The organism is Pseudomonas sp. Irchel s3f10 (assembly GCF_900187515.1).
Lineage (GTDB): Bacteria > Pseudomonadota > Gammaproteobacteria > Pseudomonadales > Pseudomonadaceae > Aquipseudomonas > Aquipseudomonas tensinigenes.
The window spans coordinates 24,419-39,790 of sequence record NZ_FYDZ01000018.1 but is presented as its reverse complement, the minus strand read 5'-3'; the positions used below and the strand labels follow the sequence as shown (position 1 = coordinate 39,790).

Annotated in this window: 14 protein-coding genes; all 14 read left to right on the top strand. The window is 59.1% G+C overall.

Annotated features, from left to right (window positions below; genetic code table 11):
* Positions 1–9 precede the first annotated feature (9 nt).
* Positions 10–2,925 (top strand): TIGR00180 family glycosyltransferase, encoded by a 2,916-nt coding sequence (locus CKW17_RS26345; protein WP_095122721.1) that lies wholly within the window; start codon positions 10–12, stop codon positions 2,923–2,925.
* A gap of 23 nt (positions 2,926–2,948) precedes the next feature.
* Positions 2,949–3,950 carry a UDP-N-acetylglucosamine 4,6-dehydratase (inverting) gene (pseB, locus tag CKW17_RS26340; RefSeq protein ID WP_095122719.1) on the top strand — a complete coding sequence of 334 codons (1,002 nt, stop codon included), beginning with the start codon at positions 2,949–2,951 and terminating at the stop codon, positions 3,948–3,950.
* Positions 3,947–5,104, top strand: a complete 1,158-nt coding sequence (gene pseC, locus CKW17_RS26335) for a UDP-4-amino-4,6-dideoxy-N-acetyl-beta-L-altrosamine transaminase (RefSeq protein ID WP_095122717.1) — start codon at positions 3,947–3,949, stop codon at positions 5,102–5,104. The genes pseB and pseC overlap by 4 nt, the downstream gene beginning before the upstream one ends.
* Positions 5,105–5,135: 31 nt before the next feature.
* On the top strand, positions 5,136–5,756 hold the full coding sequence (locus tag CKW17_RS26330) for a pseudaminic acid biosynthesis-associated methylase (protein ID WP_095122715.1): 621 nt from the start codon (positions 5,136–5,138) through the stop codon (positions 5,754–5,756).
* Positions 5,753–6,448 (top strand): pseudaminic acid cytidylyltransferase, encoded by a 696-nt coding sequence (gene pseF, locus CKW17_RS26325; protein ID WP_095122713.1) that lies wholly within the window; start codon positions 5,753–5,755, stop codon positions 6,446–6,448. Before CKW17_RS26330 ends, pseF begins: the two co-directional genes overlap by 4 nt.
* A complete protein-coding gene (pseG, locus tag CKW17_RS26320) occupies positions 6,445–7,950 on the top strand; it encodes a UDP-2,4-diacetamido-2,4,6-trideoxy-beta-L-altropyranose hydrolase (RefSeq protein ID WP_095122711.1) in 1,506 nt (501 codons plus the stop codon). The genes pseF and pseG overlap by 4 nt, the downstream gene beginning before the upstream one ends.
* Positions 7,943–8,995 carry a pseudaminic acid synthase gene (gene pseI / locus CKW17_RS26315; RefSeq protein ID WP_095122709.1) on the top strand — a complete coding sequence of 351 codons (1,053 nt, stop codon included), beginning with the start codon at positions 7,943–7,945 and terminating at the stop codon, positions 8,993–8,995. The genes pseG and pseI overlap by 8 nt, the downstream gene beginning before the upstream one ends.
* A gap of 226 nt (positions 8,996–9,221) precedes the next feature.
* A complete protein-coding gene (locus CKW17_RS26310; RefSeq protein WP_095122707.1) occupies positions 9,222–10,148 on the top strand; it encodes a ketoacyl-ACP synthase III in 927 nt (308 codons plus the stop codon).
* 87 nt (positions 10,149–10,235) lie between these two features.
* Positions 10,236–11,525 (top strand): motility associated factor glycosyltransferase family protein, encoded by a 1,290-nt coding sequence (locus CKW17_RS26305; protein ID WP_095122706.1) that lies wholly within the window; start codon positions 10,236–10,238, stop codon positions 11,523–11,525.
* Positions 11,522–11,788, top strand: coding sequence for a hypothetical protein (locus tag CKW17_RS26300; protein ID WP_095122704.1), 267 nt, complete (start codon positions 11,522–11,524; stop codon positions 11,786–11,788). The genes CKW17_RS26305 and CKW17_RS26300 overlap by 4 nt, the downstream gene beginning before the upstream one ends.
* Positions 11,789–12,030: 242 nt before the next feature.
* The gene (locus CKW17_RS26295; RefSeq protein ID WP_093439686.1) at positions 12,031–12,882 is read left to right on the top strand and encodes a flagellin domain-containing protein; all 852 of its coding nucleotides are present in this window, start codon (positions 12,031–12,033) and stop codon (positions 12,880–12,882) included.
* A gap of 73 nt (positions 12,883–12,955) precedes the next feature.
* The gene (locus CKW17_RS26290; RefSeq protein ID WP_007920057.1) at positions 12,956–13,312 is read left to right on the top strand and encodes a flagellar protein FlaG; all 357 of its coding nucleotides are present in this window, start codon (positions 12,956–12,958) and stop codon (positions 13,310–13,312) included.
* A gap of 82 nt (positions 13,313–13,394) precedes the next feature.
* The gene (gene fliD / locus CKW17_RS26285; protein WP_095122703.1) at positions 13,395–14,837 is read left to right on the top strand and encodes a flagellar filament capping protein FliD; all 1,443 of its coding nucleotides are present in this window, start codon (positions 13,395–13,397) and stop codon (positions 14,835–14,837) included.
* A gap of 129 nt (positions 14,838–14,966) precedes the next feature.
* Positions 14,967–15,365, top strand: coding sequence for a flagellar export chaperone FliS (gene fliS, locus CKW17_RS26280; RefSeq protein ID WP_095122701.1), 399 nt, complete (start codon positions 14,967–14,969; stop codon positions 15,363–15,365).
* Positions 15,366–15,372: the final 7 nt, after the last annotated feature.

Genomic DNA, 15,372 nt, shown 5'->3' with positions numbered 1-15,372 from the left:
AGAGAAGTTATGCAAGGCAAGTACAGTACTGAACTGGCGCTACCGCTCGAAGAGCTATTGACCGTCGTCCTGATTACTCACAATCGGCCGGCGTTTCTGCGCCGGGCGGTGAAGTATTACAGCAGCTTGCCCTGCAGAATCATGGTGCTCGATTCGACACTCGAACGACCTGAAGGCGACTTCTCCGCCGTCGATTACCACCATGTGCCGCAGTTCGCCTACTGGGGCATGCAGGCCAAACTGGCCTATGGTGTCGAGCATCTGACCACGCCGTACATGGTGCTGGCGGCCGACGACGACTTCATCCTGCATGATTCACTGGCAGCGTCCGTTGGCTTCCTGCATGCCAACCCTGATTACGGTATGTGCCACGGCTACTGCCTGATGTATCTGTCATTGGCCCATGGCGTGAACTACTACCGCCGTGACAAGAAAGTCCAGGAAGACTATGCGTCCGAGCGGGCGCAGGATCGCGTCCTCGATTACATGAGCCAGTACATCCCGCCGTTCTACGCGGTAACCCGTACTGACCTGATGAAAAACTGGCATGCGGCGCTGCCGCCGGGGACCAATTTCCAGTGGCAGGAAATTGGCCACGTCTACTACCTGCTGGCCAGTGCCAAGGCGCGCATCCTGCCGATTCCGTACGTGGTGCGCGAGATCAACTACGGTGTCTCCGAGCACAATACCGATGTGTATCACTCGCTGACCTACGTCGACGCCAAATCGGTCGCCGAACGCGAGGCGTTTGCCGAGTTCCTCGTCTCGCTGCCTACCGCTATCGAAGGGCTGGATGCCGGGCAGGCCAAGGCCTTTGCCCTGGAGAGTTTCGAGGCAATGGCCGACAGCCTGAAGTCCGGGCGGGCGCTGACCGCCGAGCTGATTATCGAGTCGACCTGGAGCCAGGAACTGAAGGCGCCGGATCGTCGGTTTGGCCCGCTGCAGTATGTCGAGATGCCGTTTTACAACCAGGCATTCTTTGAGCGTCTGGAGCAGTTCGAATTCATCTTGCACACGCTGCCGGCCGGTCGCATGCAACTGGAAGGACTGGAAGGCGTGTGGGCCCGTCAGGCGCATCTGTTGCAGGCGCGCAACAACGACACGGCGGAAAGTGTGGTTGACCGGTTGTGGCAGGCCCATGATCTCAACGCCTTCAACCAGACTGTGGTCAAACGCCTGGCGGCGCAGCTGGACGTTGTCGGTGACGAAAGCGCCGCGCAAGCCATGCGCGAGTGGATCGCCCGTCTTGAAGCGCTGACGGTCGACGATCATCAGCCAGTCTTCGGCAAAATGAAGTCCGGTCGCCTGTTGCAGTGGCTGGCGGCTCGCACGCCGGCGATCGAACAACTCGAGTCGATTGGCCAACATCTGGCGACTGAAGGCGGTGGCCCGCAATTCGGCATTTTCCTGCTCGATCTGGACAACGACATCGACAAGTTGCAGGTGTCGCTCGACAGCCTGCTGGAAGGTCACTGCAAAGCGTTCAGGATTGTCGTGTTCACCACCGGCGAAGCACCGGCGGCGACGACGGCACAAAACACTCTGCACTTTGTCCGTGTTACCCAAAGCAACTTTGTCGACAAGCTCAACCAGAGCGCTCAGCAGTCGCCAAGCGATTGGTTACTGCTGGGAGAGGCGGGTGACCAGTTCACCGCCAGCGGCCTGTTGCGCGCCAGCCTGGAACTGATGTCGGCAGAGGGTGTACGTGCCGTCGCCACCGACGAGATCCAGCGCAAGGACAATGGCGCGCTGGTTGACGTGTTCCGCCCCGGTTTCAATCTGGATCTACTGCAAAGCGTGCCGGCACTGATGGCGCGCCATTGGTTGATCCGTCGCGAAGTGTTGCTCGACGCCGGCGGTTATCAGGCCGATTTCAGCAAGGCGCTGGAATTCGACCTGCTGCTGCGCATTATTGAGCAGGGTGGCCTCGATGGCCTCGCGCACCTCGACGAGCCGTTGCTGATCACTCAGGCGGCAGAGCTTGAAGAGAACGTCCACGAGCGTCAGGCATTGTTGCGTCATCTGGGTAATCGCGGCTACAAGGCCAAGGTCACGTCGACGGCGCCGGGCACCTGGCAGATCGATTACCGTCACACCGAACAGCCACTGGTTTCGATCATTGTGCCGGTCATCGATGATCTGCCAGTGTTGCGCCGCTGCCTGGAAGGCGTGTTGCTCAGAACCCGTTACAGTCGTTATGAAGTGTTGCTGGCGGCAAACGCCAATCAGTCGGCAGCGGTCAACGACTGGCTGGGCACGCTTCGCCACGCCAAAGTCAATGTGTTGCGTGCCGATCAGCCGCTGAGCGAAGTCGCGCTGTACAACGCTGCCAGCGAGCAGGCTCAGGGTGAGTATCTGGTACTGCTGGCCGCAGACAGTGAAATCGTCAATCCAAACTGGATCGATTCGCTGCTCAACCACGCCCAGCGTCCGGAAGTGGGCATCGTCGGTGCGAAATTGGTCGACCGTGACGGCAACATCGCTCAGGCCGGTCTGATTCTTGGCCTCAACGATGGCGTGGGATCGGCCTTCATCGGTGATAAACACGCGGCAGCCGGCTATATGCATCGTCTGGCCGTCGAGCAGAATTACTCGGCCGTGTCGAAGGTCTGCCTGATGGTGCGCAAAGAACTGTTCAACGTCCTTGGCGGGCTGGACGAAGTGACCTTCGTCGAGGGTTATGCCGATGTCGATCTGTGCCTCAAGGCCGGTCAGGCCGGTTACCTCACCGTGTGGACGCCGTTGGTGCAGGTGCTGCATACCGGTGAGCTGCCGCAGGCACCGCAAGCACTGGCGGCACTGCGTGAAAAATGGAGCGATGTCTTCGCGCAGGATCCGGCTTACAACGCCAACCTGGCGCTGAGCGGCAAAGGTTTCACCCTGGGTGAAAATGCCTCGATCAACTGGGCACAGTTGCTCGCTTAAGCGCGCCGGACAGGAATCAGCATATGTTCAACGGTAAATCGATTTTCATCTCCGGCGGCACCGGTTCGTTCGGGCGCAAATTCATTGCGCGTCTGCTCGAGCAATACCAGCCCAAGCGCGTGGTGGTGTTCTCCCGTGACGAGCTGAAGCAGTATGAAATGCAGCAGACGTTCAACGCGCCATGCATGCGTTACTTCATTGGTGATGTGCGTGACGCCGATCGCCTGCGTCAGGCCATGCGCGGCATCGACTACGTGGTGCATGCCGCGGCGTTGAAGCAAGTGCCGGCGGCGGAATACAACCCGACCGAATGCATCCGCACCAACGTCAACGGCGCGGAGAACATCATCGCCGCCGCCATTGATAACGGCGTGAAAAAAGTTGTCGCGCTGTCCACCGACAAGGCGGCCAGCCCGATCAATCTGTACGGCGCAACCAAGTTGCTTTCGGACAAATTGTTCGTCGCCGCCAACAATATTGCCGGCGAGCAGGAAACCCGTTTTGCCGTGGTGCGCTACGGCAATGTTGCCGGTTCCCGTGGTTCGGTGGTGCCGTTCTTCAGCAAACTGATCGCCGATGGCGCACAGGAACTGCCGATCACTGACGAACGCATGACGCGGTTCTGGATCACCCTCGACCACGGCGTGCAATTCGTCCTCGACAGCTTTGCGCGGATGCACGGCGGCGAAGTGTTCGTGCCGAAGATCCCGTCGATCCGCATCGTCGATCTGGCGCGCGGCATGGCTGAACATCTGCCGCACAAGCACGTCGGCATTCGACCCGGTGAAAAGCTGCATGAGTTGATGGTGCCGCTGGACGATGCGCGGATGACCCTTGAGTTCGAAGATCACTACACCATCCAGCCGTCGATTCGCTTCACCAGTGTCGATGTCGATTTCGCCGTCGACAGACTCGGTGAGCAGGGGCGTGTCGTCAGCGAAGATTTCGAGTACCGCTCCGACACCAACCCGCATTTTCTCTCGGTCGGGCAGATCGCCGATCTGCACGCGAAGCTCTCGGTATGATTCCCTACGGTCGGCAAAGCCTCGATCAGGCAGACATCGACGCCGTCGTCGAAGTGCTGCAGTCGGACTGGCTGACCCAAGGGCCGAGCATCGAGCGTTTCGAGCAGGCAATGGCCGAGCGTTGCCAGGCTGACTTCGCCGTCGCGGTGTGCAACGCCACGGCGGCGCTGCACATTGCCTGTCTGGCCGCAGGTCTGGGGCCGGGTGAGCGTTTATGGACAACGCCGAACACCTTTCTTGCCTCGGCCAACTGTGGACGTTATTGCGGTGCCGAGGTTGATTTCGTCGACATCGATCCGTTGACCTGGAACCTCGACGCCTTCGCTCTTGCAGCGAAACTCGATCAGGCCGAGCAGGACGGCACTTTGCCGAAGGTGCTGGTGGCGGTGGCGTTCTCCGGGCAGAGCTGCGACATGCGCAAGATTGCCGAACTGGCCGAGCGCTACAACTTCACCGTGATCGAAGATGCGTCTCACGCGGTGGGTGCGTCCTACGCAGGACGTCCGGTTGGCTGCGGTCAATTCGCAGCAATGACGGTGTTCAGTTTTCACCCGGTGAAGATCATCACCAGCGCCGAGGGCGGCATGGTGTTGACCAATCGTCCGGAGCTGGCCGAGCGCCTGCAACGTTTGCGCAGCCACGGCATGACCCGCGATCCGCAGCAAATGACCGAGGCCAGTCATGGCCCGTGGTACTACCAGCAGATCGAGCTGGGCTTCAATTACCGCATCACCGATCTGCAAGCCGCGCTGGGTTTGTCGCAACTGAGCAAGCTCGACGACTTCATCGCCCGGCGTCGTGAACTCGCGGCGCGCTACGATCGCTTGCTGGCGTATCTGCCGGTGACGCTGCCCAGCCCTCAGCCCGAGGCGCGATCGGCTTGGCATCTATATGTGATTCGGCTGCAGACCGATCGCATCGGCCTCAGTCATCGTCAGGTGTTTGAAGGCTTGCGTGCTGCCGGTGTTGGCGTGAATCTGCATTACATTCCCGTGCACTTGCAGCCGTACTATCGCGACCTGGGTTTCGCCGAGGGCGATTTCCCCGAAGCCGAGCGTTATTACGCCGAGGCGATCAGCCTGCCGCTGTTTCCGCTGTTGAGCGATGCGCAACAGGATTACGTGGTCGAGCAATTGCGTCGGCTGACCGAATAATTGCCGCTGAGGCAAAGGATGAGTATCTGCAATGCGTCATTTGAGTGAGCAGGAAAAGTTCTGGCAGGGCGACTTCGGTAACCAGTACGTCGAGCGCAATGTCGGCCAACCGCTGGTGGCGACGAATCTGGCGTTGTTTGCCAAAGCGCTGAGCCGTGCCGCAGGCATCGAGAGCCTGGTCGAACTGGGCACTAACGCCGGCAACAATTTGCAGGCGTTGCATCAACTGCTGCCCCGTTGCCAGCTGTTCGGCGTCGAGATCAATGACAGCGCCTGTGCTCAGGCTCGGGCGTTGGACATCGCACAGATCTGGCATGGCTCGCTGTTCGATTTCCCGCGCGAGCGCCGCTACGACCTGACACTGAGTAAAGGCGTGCTGATTCACTTGGCCCCGGAGCTGTTGCCGACCGCTTATGCGCAGTTATACGAGTTGAGCCAGCGCTACATCCTGATCGCCGAGTATTACAATCCGGCACCGGTGGAAGTGTCCTATCGTGGCAACAGCGGCAAGCTGTTCAAGCGCGATTTTGCCGGTGAGATGCTCGATCGCTATGCCGATCTGCACCTGCTCGATTACGGTTTCGTCTATCACCGCGATCCGCAATTCCCGGCAGACGATGTCACCTGGTTCCTGTTGGAAAAACGTCCTTGAGCAACGTTGCAATCATCCCGGCCCGAGGCGGCAGCAAACGCATCCCGCGCAAGAATCTCTTGCCATTCGACGGCGTGCCGATGATTGTCCGTTCGATCCGCACTGCGCTGGAATCGGGTTTGTTCGATCAGGTCGTGGTCAGCACCGACGATGGCGAAATTGCCGATGTGGCGCGAGCCCATGGCGCGCAGGTGCCATTTTTGCGCCCGGCAGACCTCGCCGATGATTTCACCGGCACGGCGGCAGTGATCGTGCATGCCTTGCAGCAGTTGCCGGCGTTCGATTACGCCTGTTGCGTGTATGCCACGGCGCCGCTGTTGCAGGCGCGCTATCTGCGCCAGGGCATCGGGTTGCTGGAGCAGCACCTGGACAAGTCTTTCGCGTTCTCCGTGTGCAGTTTCGGTTTTCCGGTGCAGCGTGCGTTGACGCTGGACGGGCAGGGTGGGTTGAGCGCTTTGTATCCGGAATTTCGCAATACACGTTCGCAGGATTTGCCCGAAGCATTTCAGGACGCCGGTCAGTTTTACTGGGGGCGCACTGAGGCGTGGTTGCGCGGCGAGGTGCTCTATTCGCCAGCCAGCCTGCCGGTGATTCTGCCCCGGCATCTGGTGCAGGACATCGACACCCTTGAAGACTGGAAGCGTGCCGAATACCTATACGCCGCGCTCAAGGCGGGTGGAGAGCTGCAATGAGAGTGCTGATTCGTGCCGACGCCTCGCCAACCATCGGCAGCGGCCACATTGCCCGCTGCCTGACGCTGGCGCGAGTGTTGCGCGGGCAGGGCAGCCATGTCGCGTTTGCCTGCAGAAAATTGCCCGGGCATCGGCTTGATATGCTCAGCGCCGAAGGGTTCGAGACATTCGCGTTGCCGGATCTCTATTGTGATGAAGACCCACAGCAAGCCATCGAATCAATGCTGCCGTGGCAGGCCGACATCGACGCGCTGGATCTGTTGTTGGCCGGCCATGCCGGGTTCGACTGGATCATCGTCGATCATTACGGCCTCGATCATCACTGGCAAACCGCCGCCCGGCGCTGGGCGCAGCGCATAGCGGCAGTCGACGATCTGGCTACCCGGCGCTACAGCGCAGATCTTTTGCTCAATCAGAACTTGTCCGGTCTGCATGAAAATTATCAGCCGCTGTTGCCCGACGGCTGTCGCACCTTGCTCGGCCCGCGCTATGCCATGTTGCGCGAAGAGTTCTGTTGCCCGGCCATCGAAATCAAACCCAGGGCTCGCCGCGTGCTGGTCAATTTCGGCGGCTTCGATGCGGCCATGCAGACCCATCACGCGATGCTCGCCCTGGCCGATTACAGCGAGCTGCAAGTGGACTTTGTCGCCGGTGCCGACAACCCGGCGTGGACGCTGATGCAGGCCTTGGCCGAGACGCGGCCGAACTGGCGCCTGCACAGCTTCGTCAGCGATTTCCATCAGCGCATGACGGAAGCGGATCTGTTTATCGGCGCCGGCGGCGGCACCAGTTGGGAACGGGCGGCGATGGGGTTGCCGACGATTTGCATTGCCGTGTCAAACAACCAGCAGAGCAACGGCGAAGTCATGGCCGCGGCGGGCGCGCATGTGTTCATGGGCGCTCGTGAGCAAGTCAGTGTCGAGCAGTTGCGCGACGCCATCGGCTTTGTCACCGGCAATCATTATTTGCGCCAAAGCCTGGCCGAGCGCTCGCGACAACTGGTCGACGGGCGCGGTGCCGAGCGTGTCGCGGTGGCACTGGCCGGTGCGGTGCTGAAGGTGCGTGCGGCGACCCTGGATGATGCGCAGTTGCTGTTCGATGGGCGTAATGCCGAAACGGTACGGCGCTGGTCGCTGGACAGCGGCGTGATCGATTGGCCGCAGCACCTGAACTGGTTGACGGCGAGTTTGCGCAATCCACAGCGTCTGTTGTTGATCGCCGAGGCGGATGACGGTGCGGTCGGCGTTGTGCGGTATGACCTGCGCGGGTTTGAAGCCGAAGTCTCGATCTACCTGCTCGAACGACGGATGGGTCTGGGGTGGGGCAGGGCGCTATTGGCCCGTGGCGAGGCGTTTGTTGCCGCGCACTGGCCGCAACTGACGGTCATCACCGCTCGGGTGTTGCCGGACAATCGTCCCTCGTTGAATGTGTTTCGTGACGCCGGGTTCACTCAGAGTGCCTGTGCGTTCACCCGTGTTTTGAAGGATTACCCGCATGACTAGTTTCAAGATCGGCAACCGCTTGATCGGTGCCGACGCGCCACCCTTCATCATTGCCGAGATGAGCGGCAACCATAACCAGTCACTGGACGTCGCCCTGCAAATCGTCGAAGCGGCGGCCAAGGCCGGCGCGCATGCCTTGAAGCTGCAAACCTACACCGCCGAAACCATGACGCTGGATTTGTCTGAAGGCGAATTCTTCATCAAGGATCCGGGCAGTCTGTGGGCGGGTACTTCGCTCTACGATTTGTATGAAAAAGCCCATACACCGTGGGAATGGCATGCACCGATTTTTGCTCGTGCCAAGGAACTGGGGATGCTCGCGTTCTCGACACCGTTCGATGACAGCGCCGTGGACTTTCTCGAAAGCCTCGATGTGCCGGCCTACAAGATCGCCAGTTTCGAAAACACTGACTTGCCGTTGATTCGCCGTGTGGCCGCCACCGGCAAGCCGCTGATCATCTCCACCGGCATGGCCAGCATCGCTGAACTGGATGAAGCCGTGCGCGCTGCCCGCGAAGCCGGCTGCAAGGATCTGGTGCTGCTCAAATGCACCAGCACCTATCCGGCGACGCCACTCAACAGCAACGTGCGAACGATTCCTCACCTGCGTGATTTGTTCGCTTGCGAAGTGGGGCTGTCAGATCACTCGATGGGCGTCGGCGTGTCGGTAGCGGCGGTGGCGCTGGGCGCGACGGTGGTGGAAAAACACTTCACCCTCGACCGTTCAGCAGGTGGCGTCGATGCCAGTTTCTCGCTGGAGCCGGCAGAAATGGCCAGTCTGGTGGTGGAAACCGAGCGCGCCTGGCAGGCCATGGGGCAGGTGCATTACGGCGTCACGGAGGCTGAGCGCAAGTCGCTGGTCTATCGCCGCTCGCTGTATGTCACGGCCGACATGGCCGCCGGTGACACCTTTAGCGGGGACAATCTGCGCGCCATTCGCCCGGGTCTTGGTCTGCCGCCCAAGCACACCGACGCCGTCCTCGGCCGCCGCGCACGCGCGCCAATCAAGCGCGGCACGCCGCTGGACTGGTCGTTGGTCGAATAACCTGATCTGCACCGATTCGGCAAAATAGCGTGACCTGCGAGTCATAACGCGCATCTTCACTGTATTGTATTGATCGGGGAGATGGCGCCTGGCTCGTTTTCGATTCCAGTGATAGCCCTTTGCGCTCCCCGTGGCTGCCCGTTGTGGCGGCCGTTTTCTGTTTGTCGGCGCCCCTCGAAATCCTTGCGAGCGGTGGTCTTGGGCTGTTTTTTATTGGGAAGCCGTAATGATTGGCATAAAAAGCATTGCGAGCTACGTTCCTGTAGCCGGCGTGGACAATTACGCACAAGGTGCAAAATTCGAGAAGGATGAAGAATTCATCCTTGGCAAGATCGGTTCGGCGTTTCTGCCACGCAAAGACGCTGAACAGGAAACCTCCGATCTGTGCGTGGAAGCGGCCAATGCGCTGTTTGCCAGCAACCCTGAACTGAAGCGTGAATCGATCGACGCCTTGATCGTCGTCACCCAGAACGGTGACGAAGAAGGCCTGCCGCACACCGCAGCGATCGTGCAGGACAAACTCGGTCTGCCCACCAACGTTGCCGCGTTCGACATTTCCCTGGGCTGCTCCGGTTATGTCTACGGCATCTACGCTATCAAGGGCTTCATGGAAGCCGCCGGCCTGAAGAACGGCCTGCTGATCACCGCTGACCCGTATTCGAAAATCGTCGATCCGGAAGACCGCAACACCACCATGCTGTTCGGCGATGCCGCCACCGCTACATGGATGGGCGAAGATCCGACCTGGGCGCTGGGCAAGGCCAAGTTCGGTACTGACGGTTCCGGTGCGCCGCACCTGAAAGTCACCGATGGCGTGTTCTTCATGAACGGTCGTCAGGTGTTCAACTTTGCTCTGCTGAAGGTGCCGGCACACTTGCACGAGTTGCTCGATGACTCTGGTCTGAAGGCGGATGACATTGATGCCTTCTGCATACACCAGGGCAGTGCGGCGATTGTCGATGCCGTGGCGCGGCGCTTCGAAGGCGAGCCGGAGAAGTTCATCAAGGACATGGTCGAGACCGGCAATACCGTGTCGTCGAGCATTCCGTTGCTGCTGGAAAAACACGTCATCGATTCCGACTGGCAGCGTATTGCCCTGAGCGGTTTTGGTGTCGGTCTGTCGTGGGGCTCGGCGATCATCTATCGTCCTTGAGTCTGATCAAAAACGGCGGATACAAAAATAGCGTTCAAGGTTAACCTTGAACGCTATTTTTTTGCCTGAAACGGAGCGCGAGGCGCCATGAGCGAGTTTTTTCAAGCCAATGCCGAGGTGTTGCAACGGCGTTGGCCGGCGCTGTTCGAACGACTGATGGCGGAAGATACTGCGGCCGTCCAGGCCGAACTGGTGCAGGGGTTGGGTTCGACGCTCAGCGTCAATGGAGTTCAGCTCACCAGCCGCCATGACCGCATCCATGAAGCCCGGATTCAGGCGGTAAGCCTGGCGGACAAGCCGCAATTGCATGTCTACGGTACTGGCCTCGGCGATTTGCCCAGCGTGCTACTGGAGCGCGAAGGGCTTGAGCGGTTGTACGTGCACATCCTCAATGGCGCATTGTTCGCGCTGGTGGTGCAACTGCTCGATCAGCGCCAGTGGCTGGAAGATCCGCGCGTCGAGTTGTTTTATGCCGGCGATCACCCAGACTTTTTTACGCCGTTTTTTGCCCTGCCTGCCGAGATGCTGCTGGCCGACGATTTCAACGCGAAAGTCCGTGATCGCTTGGTCAGCGAAGTCCACCTGAGTTTCAACAATCGGGATTTCGATCCGCAGTCAATGGAGATTCAACAGCGTCTGCAGGAATGCCTGCCAGTGCTGCTCGCTGATGCGGATGTGGCGCAGTTGTTCGGCACCTGTGCCGGCCGGGAAATCTACGTGATCGCCACCGGGCCGACGCTGGAGCAGCATTACCAGCGTCTGGCGGCAATCCGTCAACGCGCCGAACGCCCGTTGTTCATCTGTGTCGACACTGCGTATCGACCGCTGCGCGAACACGGGATTGTGCCCGACCTGGTGGTGAGCATTGATCAGCGCATCAGCTTTCGCCATTTGCCATTCGAGGAGTCCGACGGCATTCCGCTGGTGTATCTGCCGATGAGCGATCCGTCGGTGTTGAAGGCGTGGAAGGGCAAGCGTTACGGTGGTTATTCCGCGAGCCCGATCTACGCGAACCTGCGTGAGCAGCACCCGCGAGCGCAGTTGCACGTGGGCGGCAGTGTGATTCACCCAGCGGTGGATCTGGCGGTAAAGATGGGCGCCACCGGCATCACGCTGTTTGGTGCTGACTTCGCCTTCCCGATGAACAAGACCCATGCCGGCTGGAACGACGGCGAGCTGGGGCCACCGGTGAATCAGGCGCGGCATTGGGTACGCGATGGGCATGGTCAGCGGGTCAGCACACAGCTCAACTTTCGCGGTTATCTGTGCGTGCTGGAGCGCTATATCGCTGCGCATCCACAGGTCGAGTTTCTCAACAGCAGCCGCTCCGGGGCGCTGATCGCCGGAACCGGTTTCAACCCGGAGTTTGTGCAATGAGTGCGTTGAGTCTCTGCAAGGATGAATGTCGCCAGTGTGCGGGTTTGTTTCGCCTCGGGCGCGACGTCGAGGCGGCGCTGACGATGGTCGATGTGTTTGAAAAGGCCCAGCAATGTTTAGCTTCTGCCCCGACAGAGGTTCAGCAGGTGTGGGCGCAGCTGTTATTGCAAATGCTCGAATGCCAGGAGCGCCAGGACTGGTTGGGGCTGGCTGACTCTATGGAGTACGAGCTGGTGGATTTGCTGGGAAGTGTTCCGGCCTGAACACGCCGACAGCACTGGCCCGCAGGTTTGCACGGCAGTCGGTTTTATGACGTCATTTTTTCGCGGGTGATGTGCTGCTAAGTCTTTGTTTTCGCGGGGGTGGCAGGGTGATGGCAAAATTTTTTCAAAAAGCCCTCAAGCAACCTGCAATCCCGACGATAACTATTACGAAGGTTCTCTAGGCCATACCCGGCGGTTGCCAGGGCCGGAAGCCGCAGTACCCAACCAACGAGGAATTCGTCATGGCTTTAACAGTAAACACCAACACCACGTCGTTGAACGTTCAGAAAAACCTGAACCGCGCTTCCGACGCTCTGTCGACTTCGATGCAGCGCCTGTCTTCCGGCCTGAAAATCAACAGCGCTAAAGACGACGCCGCTGGCCTGCAGATCTCGAACCGTATGTCCTCGCAGATCCGTGGTAACACCCAAGCCATCCAGAACGCCAACGACGGTATCTCCGTTGCCCAGACCGCTGAAGGCGCTCTGCAAGCTACTACCGACATCCTGCAGCGTATGCGTGAACTGGCTGTTAAAGCACGTAACGGTACCAACGGCACTGCTGACCAGACCGCTACCAACGCTGAATTCGCTCAGATGTCCGACGAGATCACCCGTATCTCGGCTTCGACCAACCTGAACGGCAAAAACCTGCTGGACGGTTCGGCTGGTACTGTGACCCTGCAAGTGGGCGCAAACACCGGTTCGGCTAACCACATCGACCTGGTACTGAGCTCCAAGTTCGACGCAGTAAGCCTGTCGGTAGGTAGCGGTACTCTGTCCCTGACCGGTGCTAACGTAACTGGCGCTTCGCAGAACATCGACAACGCGATCACCGCGATCGACGCTGCAATCGCTGCCATCGGTGCAACTCGTGCCAGCCTGGGTGCTTCGCAAAACCGTCTGACCAGCACCATCCAGAACTTGCAGAACATTACCGAGAACACCACTGCTGCACAAGGTCGCGTACAAGATACCGACTTCGCCGCAGAGACTGCTAACCTGACCAAGCAGCAAACCCTGCAACAGGCTTCGACCTCTGTTCTGGCTCAAGCCAACCAACTGCCTTCCGCTGTACTGAAGCTGCTTCAGTAATTTCGGATCGAGTTTGGGCGGGGGAGTGCGCTGGTCGCGCTCTCTCGCCTTTTTACGTTAAGAGGTGATGGGCATGGACATGAGCGTAAAGCTTAACGTGTCTTATCCGGCTCCCAAGCCAGTAACGCCGGTTGCTGACAAACCGTCAGAGACGCCTAAAGTTGCCAAGACTGAAGCGCCGGTCGCTGCGAAGAGTCAGGATTCGGACGACGCCAAACTGAAACTGGCGGTGCAGGAGATCGAAAAGTTTGTACAGTCGATCAAGCGCAATCTGGAGTTCTCGATTGACGAGCATTCCGGCAAGGTCATTGTCAAAGTGATCGCAAGCGAGACGGGTGAGGTCGTTCGACAGATTCCCTCCGCAGAAGCCTTGAAGCTGGCAGACAGTCTGGCCAACGCCAGTCACGTGTTGTTCGACGCGAAAGTCTGATAGCTGGCATGAATAGTGTTTGTCCGTTCTCAAGACGCATGTAACGGTCAAAAGAATGGCAACAATCTGAAGGGAGATGCACATGGCAAGTCCAATTCTACCGGGTTCCGGACTGGGTTCCGGCCTGGACATCGGCGCGATCGTGACCGCGCTGGTCAACGCCGACAAGTCGCCGAAGCAGACGCAGATCGATAATGCGACCAAAACCAACACCCTGAAGATTTCCGGTGTCGGTACGCTGAAAAGCGCATTGGCCGCCTACCAGAAGGCAATGACCGATCTGGGCAGCAAGACCAACCCTGCGTTTGCCGGCTACACGGCGACCTCGGCTACCCCGACAACACTGACCGCTACCTCCGATAACACGGCTGTTTCGGGTACATACAGTGTCGTGGTGAATAACCTGGCCACCGGCTCGAAAGTAGCCAGTGCATCGTTTGCCGGCGGTGCGGCCAGTGCCATTCCGAGTGGTACCCTGAAAATCAGTCAGAATGGCACTGATTACAATGTCGATATTCCGGCCAATGCCACCTTGCAGACCACCCGTGACGCCATCAACAAGGCGCAGGGTGTCAACGGTATTTCCGCCAACATTGTGACCGACAGCTCGGGTGCTTCGCGTCTGGTGATCAGCTCCAGCAAGACTGGCGCGGGCTCCGACCTGAGCGTCAGTGGTATTGCCGGCCTGGAAATCGATGGCACCAAGGTCATGTCTGCCACCCCGACCGCGGGTGATTCCGGGTCTGTGGGCGATATTGCCAAGGATGCGAAGCTGACCATTGATGGTCTTGCCGTTACCAGCAAGAGCAACACCGTGAGCGGCGCCATCAGTGGCCTGACCATGAACCTGGTGGAAGCCAGCCCTACGGCGGTGAAGGTCTCTGTCGATACCAACACCAAGGGTTTGCAGGCTTCGGTTCAGCAGTTCGTCGATGCCTTCAACACGCTCAAGACCACTATCGACAGCCTGTCCAAGGCAACGACGGACGAAGATGGCAAGTTGACGGTGCAGGCGGCGTTTACCGGTGATTCTCTGCCGCGTACGTTGATTGCCGATATTCGAGCTCAGTTGACCACTTCGTCGCCAGGCGAACTGGGTGTGCTGTCGCAGATTGGTGTCATGACTGATCGTGACACCGGTAAGCTGACGTTGGACGCTACTGCCTTCAACAAGGCTATGTCTCAGCCAGGCATGACGGGCCAGGTGCAGCAGCTGTTCTCCGGCACCGACGACAAAAACGGTCTGTTGGCGCGCATGAGCAAAGCGGTCGATCCTTACCTCAAAGCTTCTGCTGATGGTAAAACCACCACCGGTTTGCTTGATCAGCGCATGACCATTCTGAACAACAACACCCGCAGCCTCACGTCGCAGCAATTGGCGCTGGACCTGCGTGTGGCCAACCTGACCAAGACGCTGACTGCCAAGTACAACGCCATGGACTTGCTGGTAGGGCAGATGAAGGCTACGGCAAGCAATATCACGTCGTTCTTCAGCTCGCTGAACGCGCAGCAATCCGCGAAGTAACAGGCAGGAACGACAAAAACCCGGCTACGCTTTATCGGCGTGTGCCGGGTTTTTGTCTTCTGCTCTAAAGTTTTGTGATTCGTTGGCGATACACTGGTTATACGAGTCATTGTGGCAATGAGGTAGAACATGAATCCGATGTTAGCCCTTCGGCAGTATCAGAAAGTCGGCGCACACGCTCAGACATCCGAAGCGAGCCCGCACCGTCTGGTGCAAATGTTGATGGAAGGTGGACTGGCGCGTATCGCTCAGGCCAAAGGCGCCATCGAGCGCAAGGATATTCCAGGCAAATGCACTTCGATCAGCAAGGCGATCGGCATTGTCAGTGGTCTGCGCGAAGGTCTGGATCTGGAAAACAGTGCGGATACGCTGGCGGACCTGGATGGGCTGTATATCTACATGATGAAGCGCCTCGCCGAGGCGAACATCAGCAGTGATCTGCGCATTCTCGACGAGGTTGCAGGTCTGCTGAGTACGGTAAAAGAAGGCTGGGACGCCATCGCGCCTACGCCAGCTCCGCAGTTCTGAAGGAGAT

Excerpts from the sequence above, each read along its gene's own strand:
- CKW17_RS26345 (WP_095122721.1), top strand. The coding sequence starts at position 10 with ATGCAAGGCAAGTACAGTACTGAACTGGCGCTACCGCTCGAAGAGCTA.
- pseB (WP_095122719.1), top strand. The coding sequence starts at position 2,949 with ATGTTCAACGGTAAATCGATTTTCATCTCCGGCGGCACCGGTTCGTTC.
- pseC (WP_095122717.1), top strand. The coding sequence starts at position 3,947 with ATGATTCCCTACGGTCGGCAAAGCCTCGATCAGGCAGACATCGACGCC.
- CKW17_RS26330 (WP_095122715.1), top strand. The coding sequence starts at position 5,136 with ATGCGTCATTTGAGTGAGCAGGAAAAGTTCTGGCAGGGCGACTTCGGT.
- pseG (WP_095122711.1), top strand. The coding sequence starts at position 6,445 with ATGAGAGTGCTGATTCGTGCCGACGCCTCGCCAACCATCGGCAGCGGC.
- pseI (WP_095122709.1), top strand. The coding sequence starts at position 7,943 with ATGACTAGTTTCAAGATCGGCAACCGCTTGATCGGTGCCGACGCGCCA.
- CKW17_RS26310 (WP_095122707.1), top strand. The coding sequence starts at position 9,222 with ATGATTGGCATAAAAAGCATTGCGAGCTACGTTCCTGTAGCCGGCGTG.
- CKW17_RS26305 (WP_095122706.1), top strand. The coding sequence starts at position 10,236 with ATGAGCGAGTTTTTTCAAGCCAATGCCGAGGTGTTGCAACGGCGTTGG.
- CKW17_RS26300 (WP_095122704.1), top strand. The coding sequence starts at position 11,522 with ATGAGTGCGTTGAGTCTCTGCAAGGATGAATGTCGCCAGTGTGCGGGT.
- CKW17_RS26295 (WP_093439686.1), top strand. The coding sequence starts at position 12,031 with ATGGCTTTAACAGTAAACACCAACACCACGTCGTTGAACGTTCAGAAA.
- CKW17_RS26290 (WP_007920057.1), top strand. The coding sequence starts at position 12,956 with ATGGACATGAGCGTAAAGCTTAACGTGTCTTATCCGGCTCCCAAGCCA.
- fliD (WP_095122703.1), top strand. The coding sequence starts at position 13,395 with ATGGCAAGTCCAATTCTACCGGGTTCCGGACTGGGTTCCGGCCTGGAC.
- fliS (WP_095122701.1), top strand. The coding sequence starts at position 14,967 with ATGAATCCGATGTTAGCCCTTCGGCAGTATCAGAAAGTCGGCGCACAC.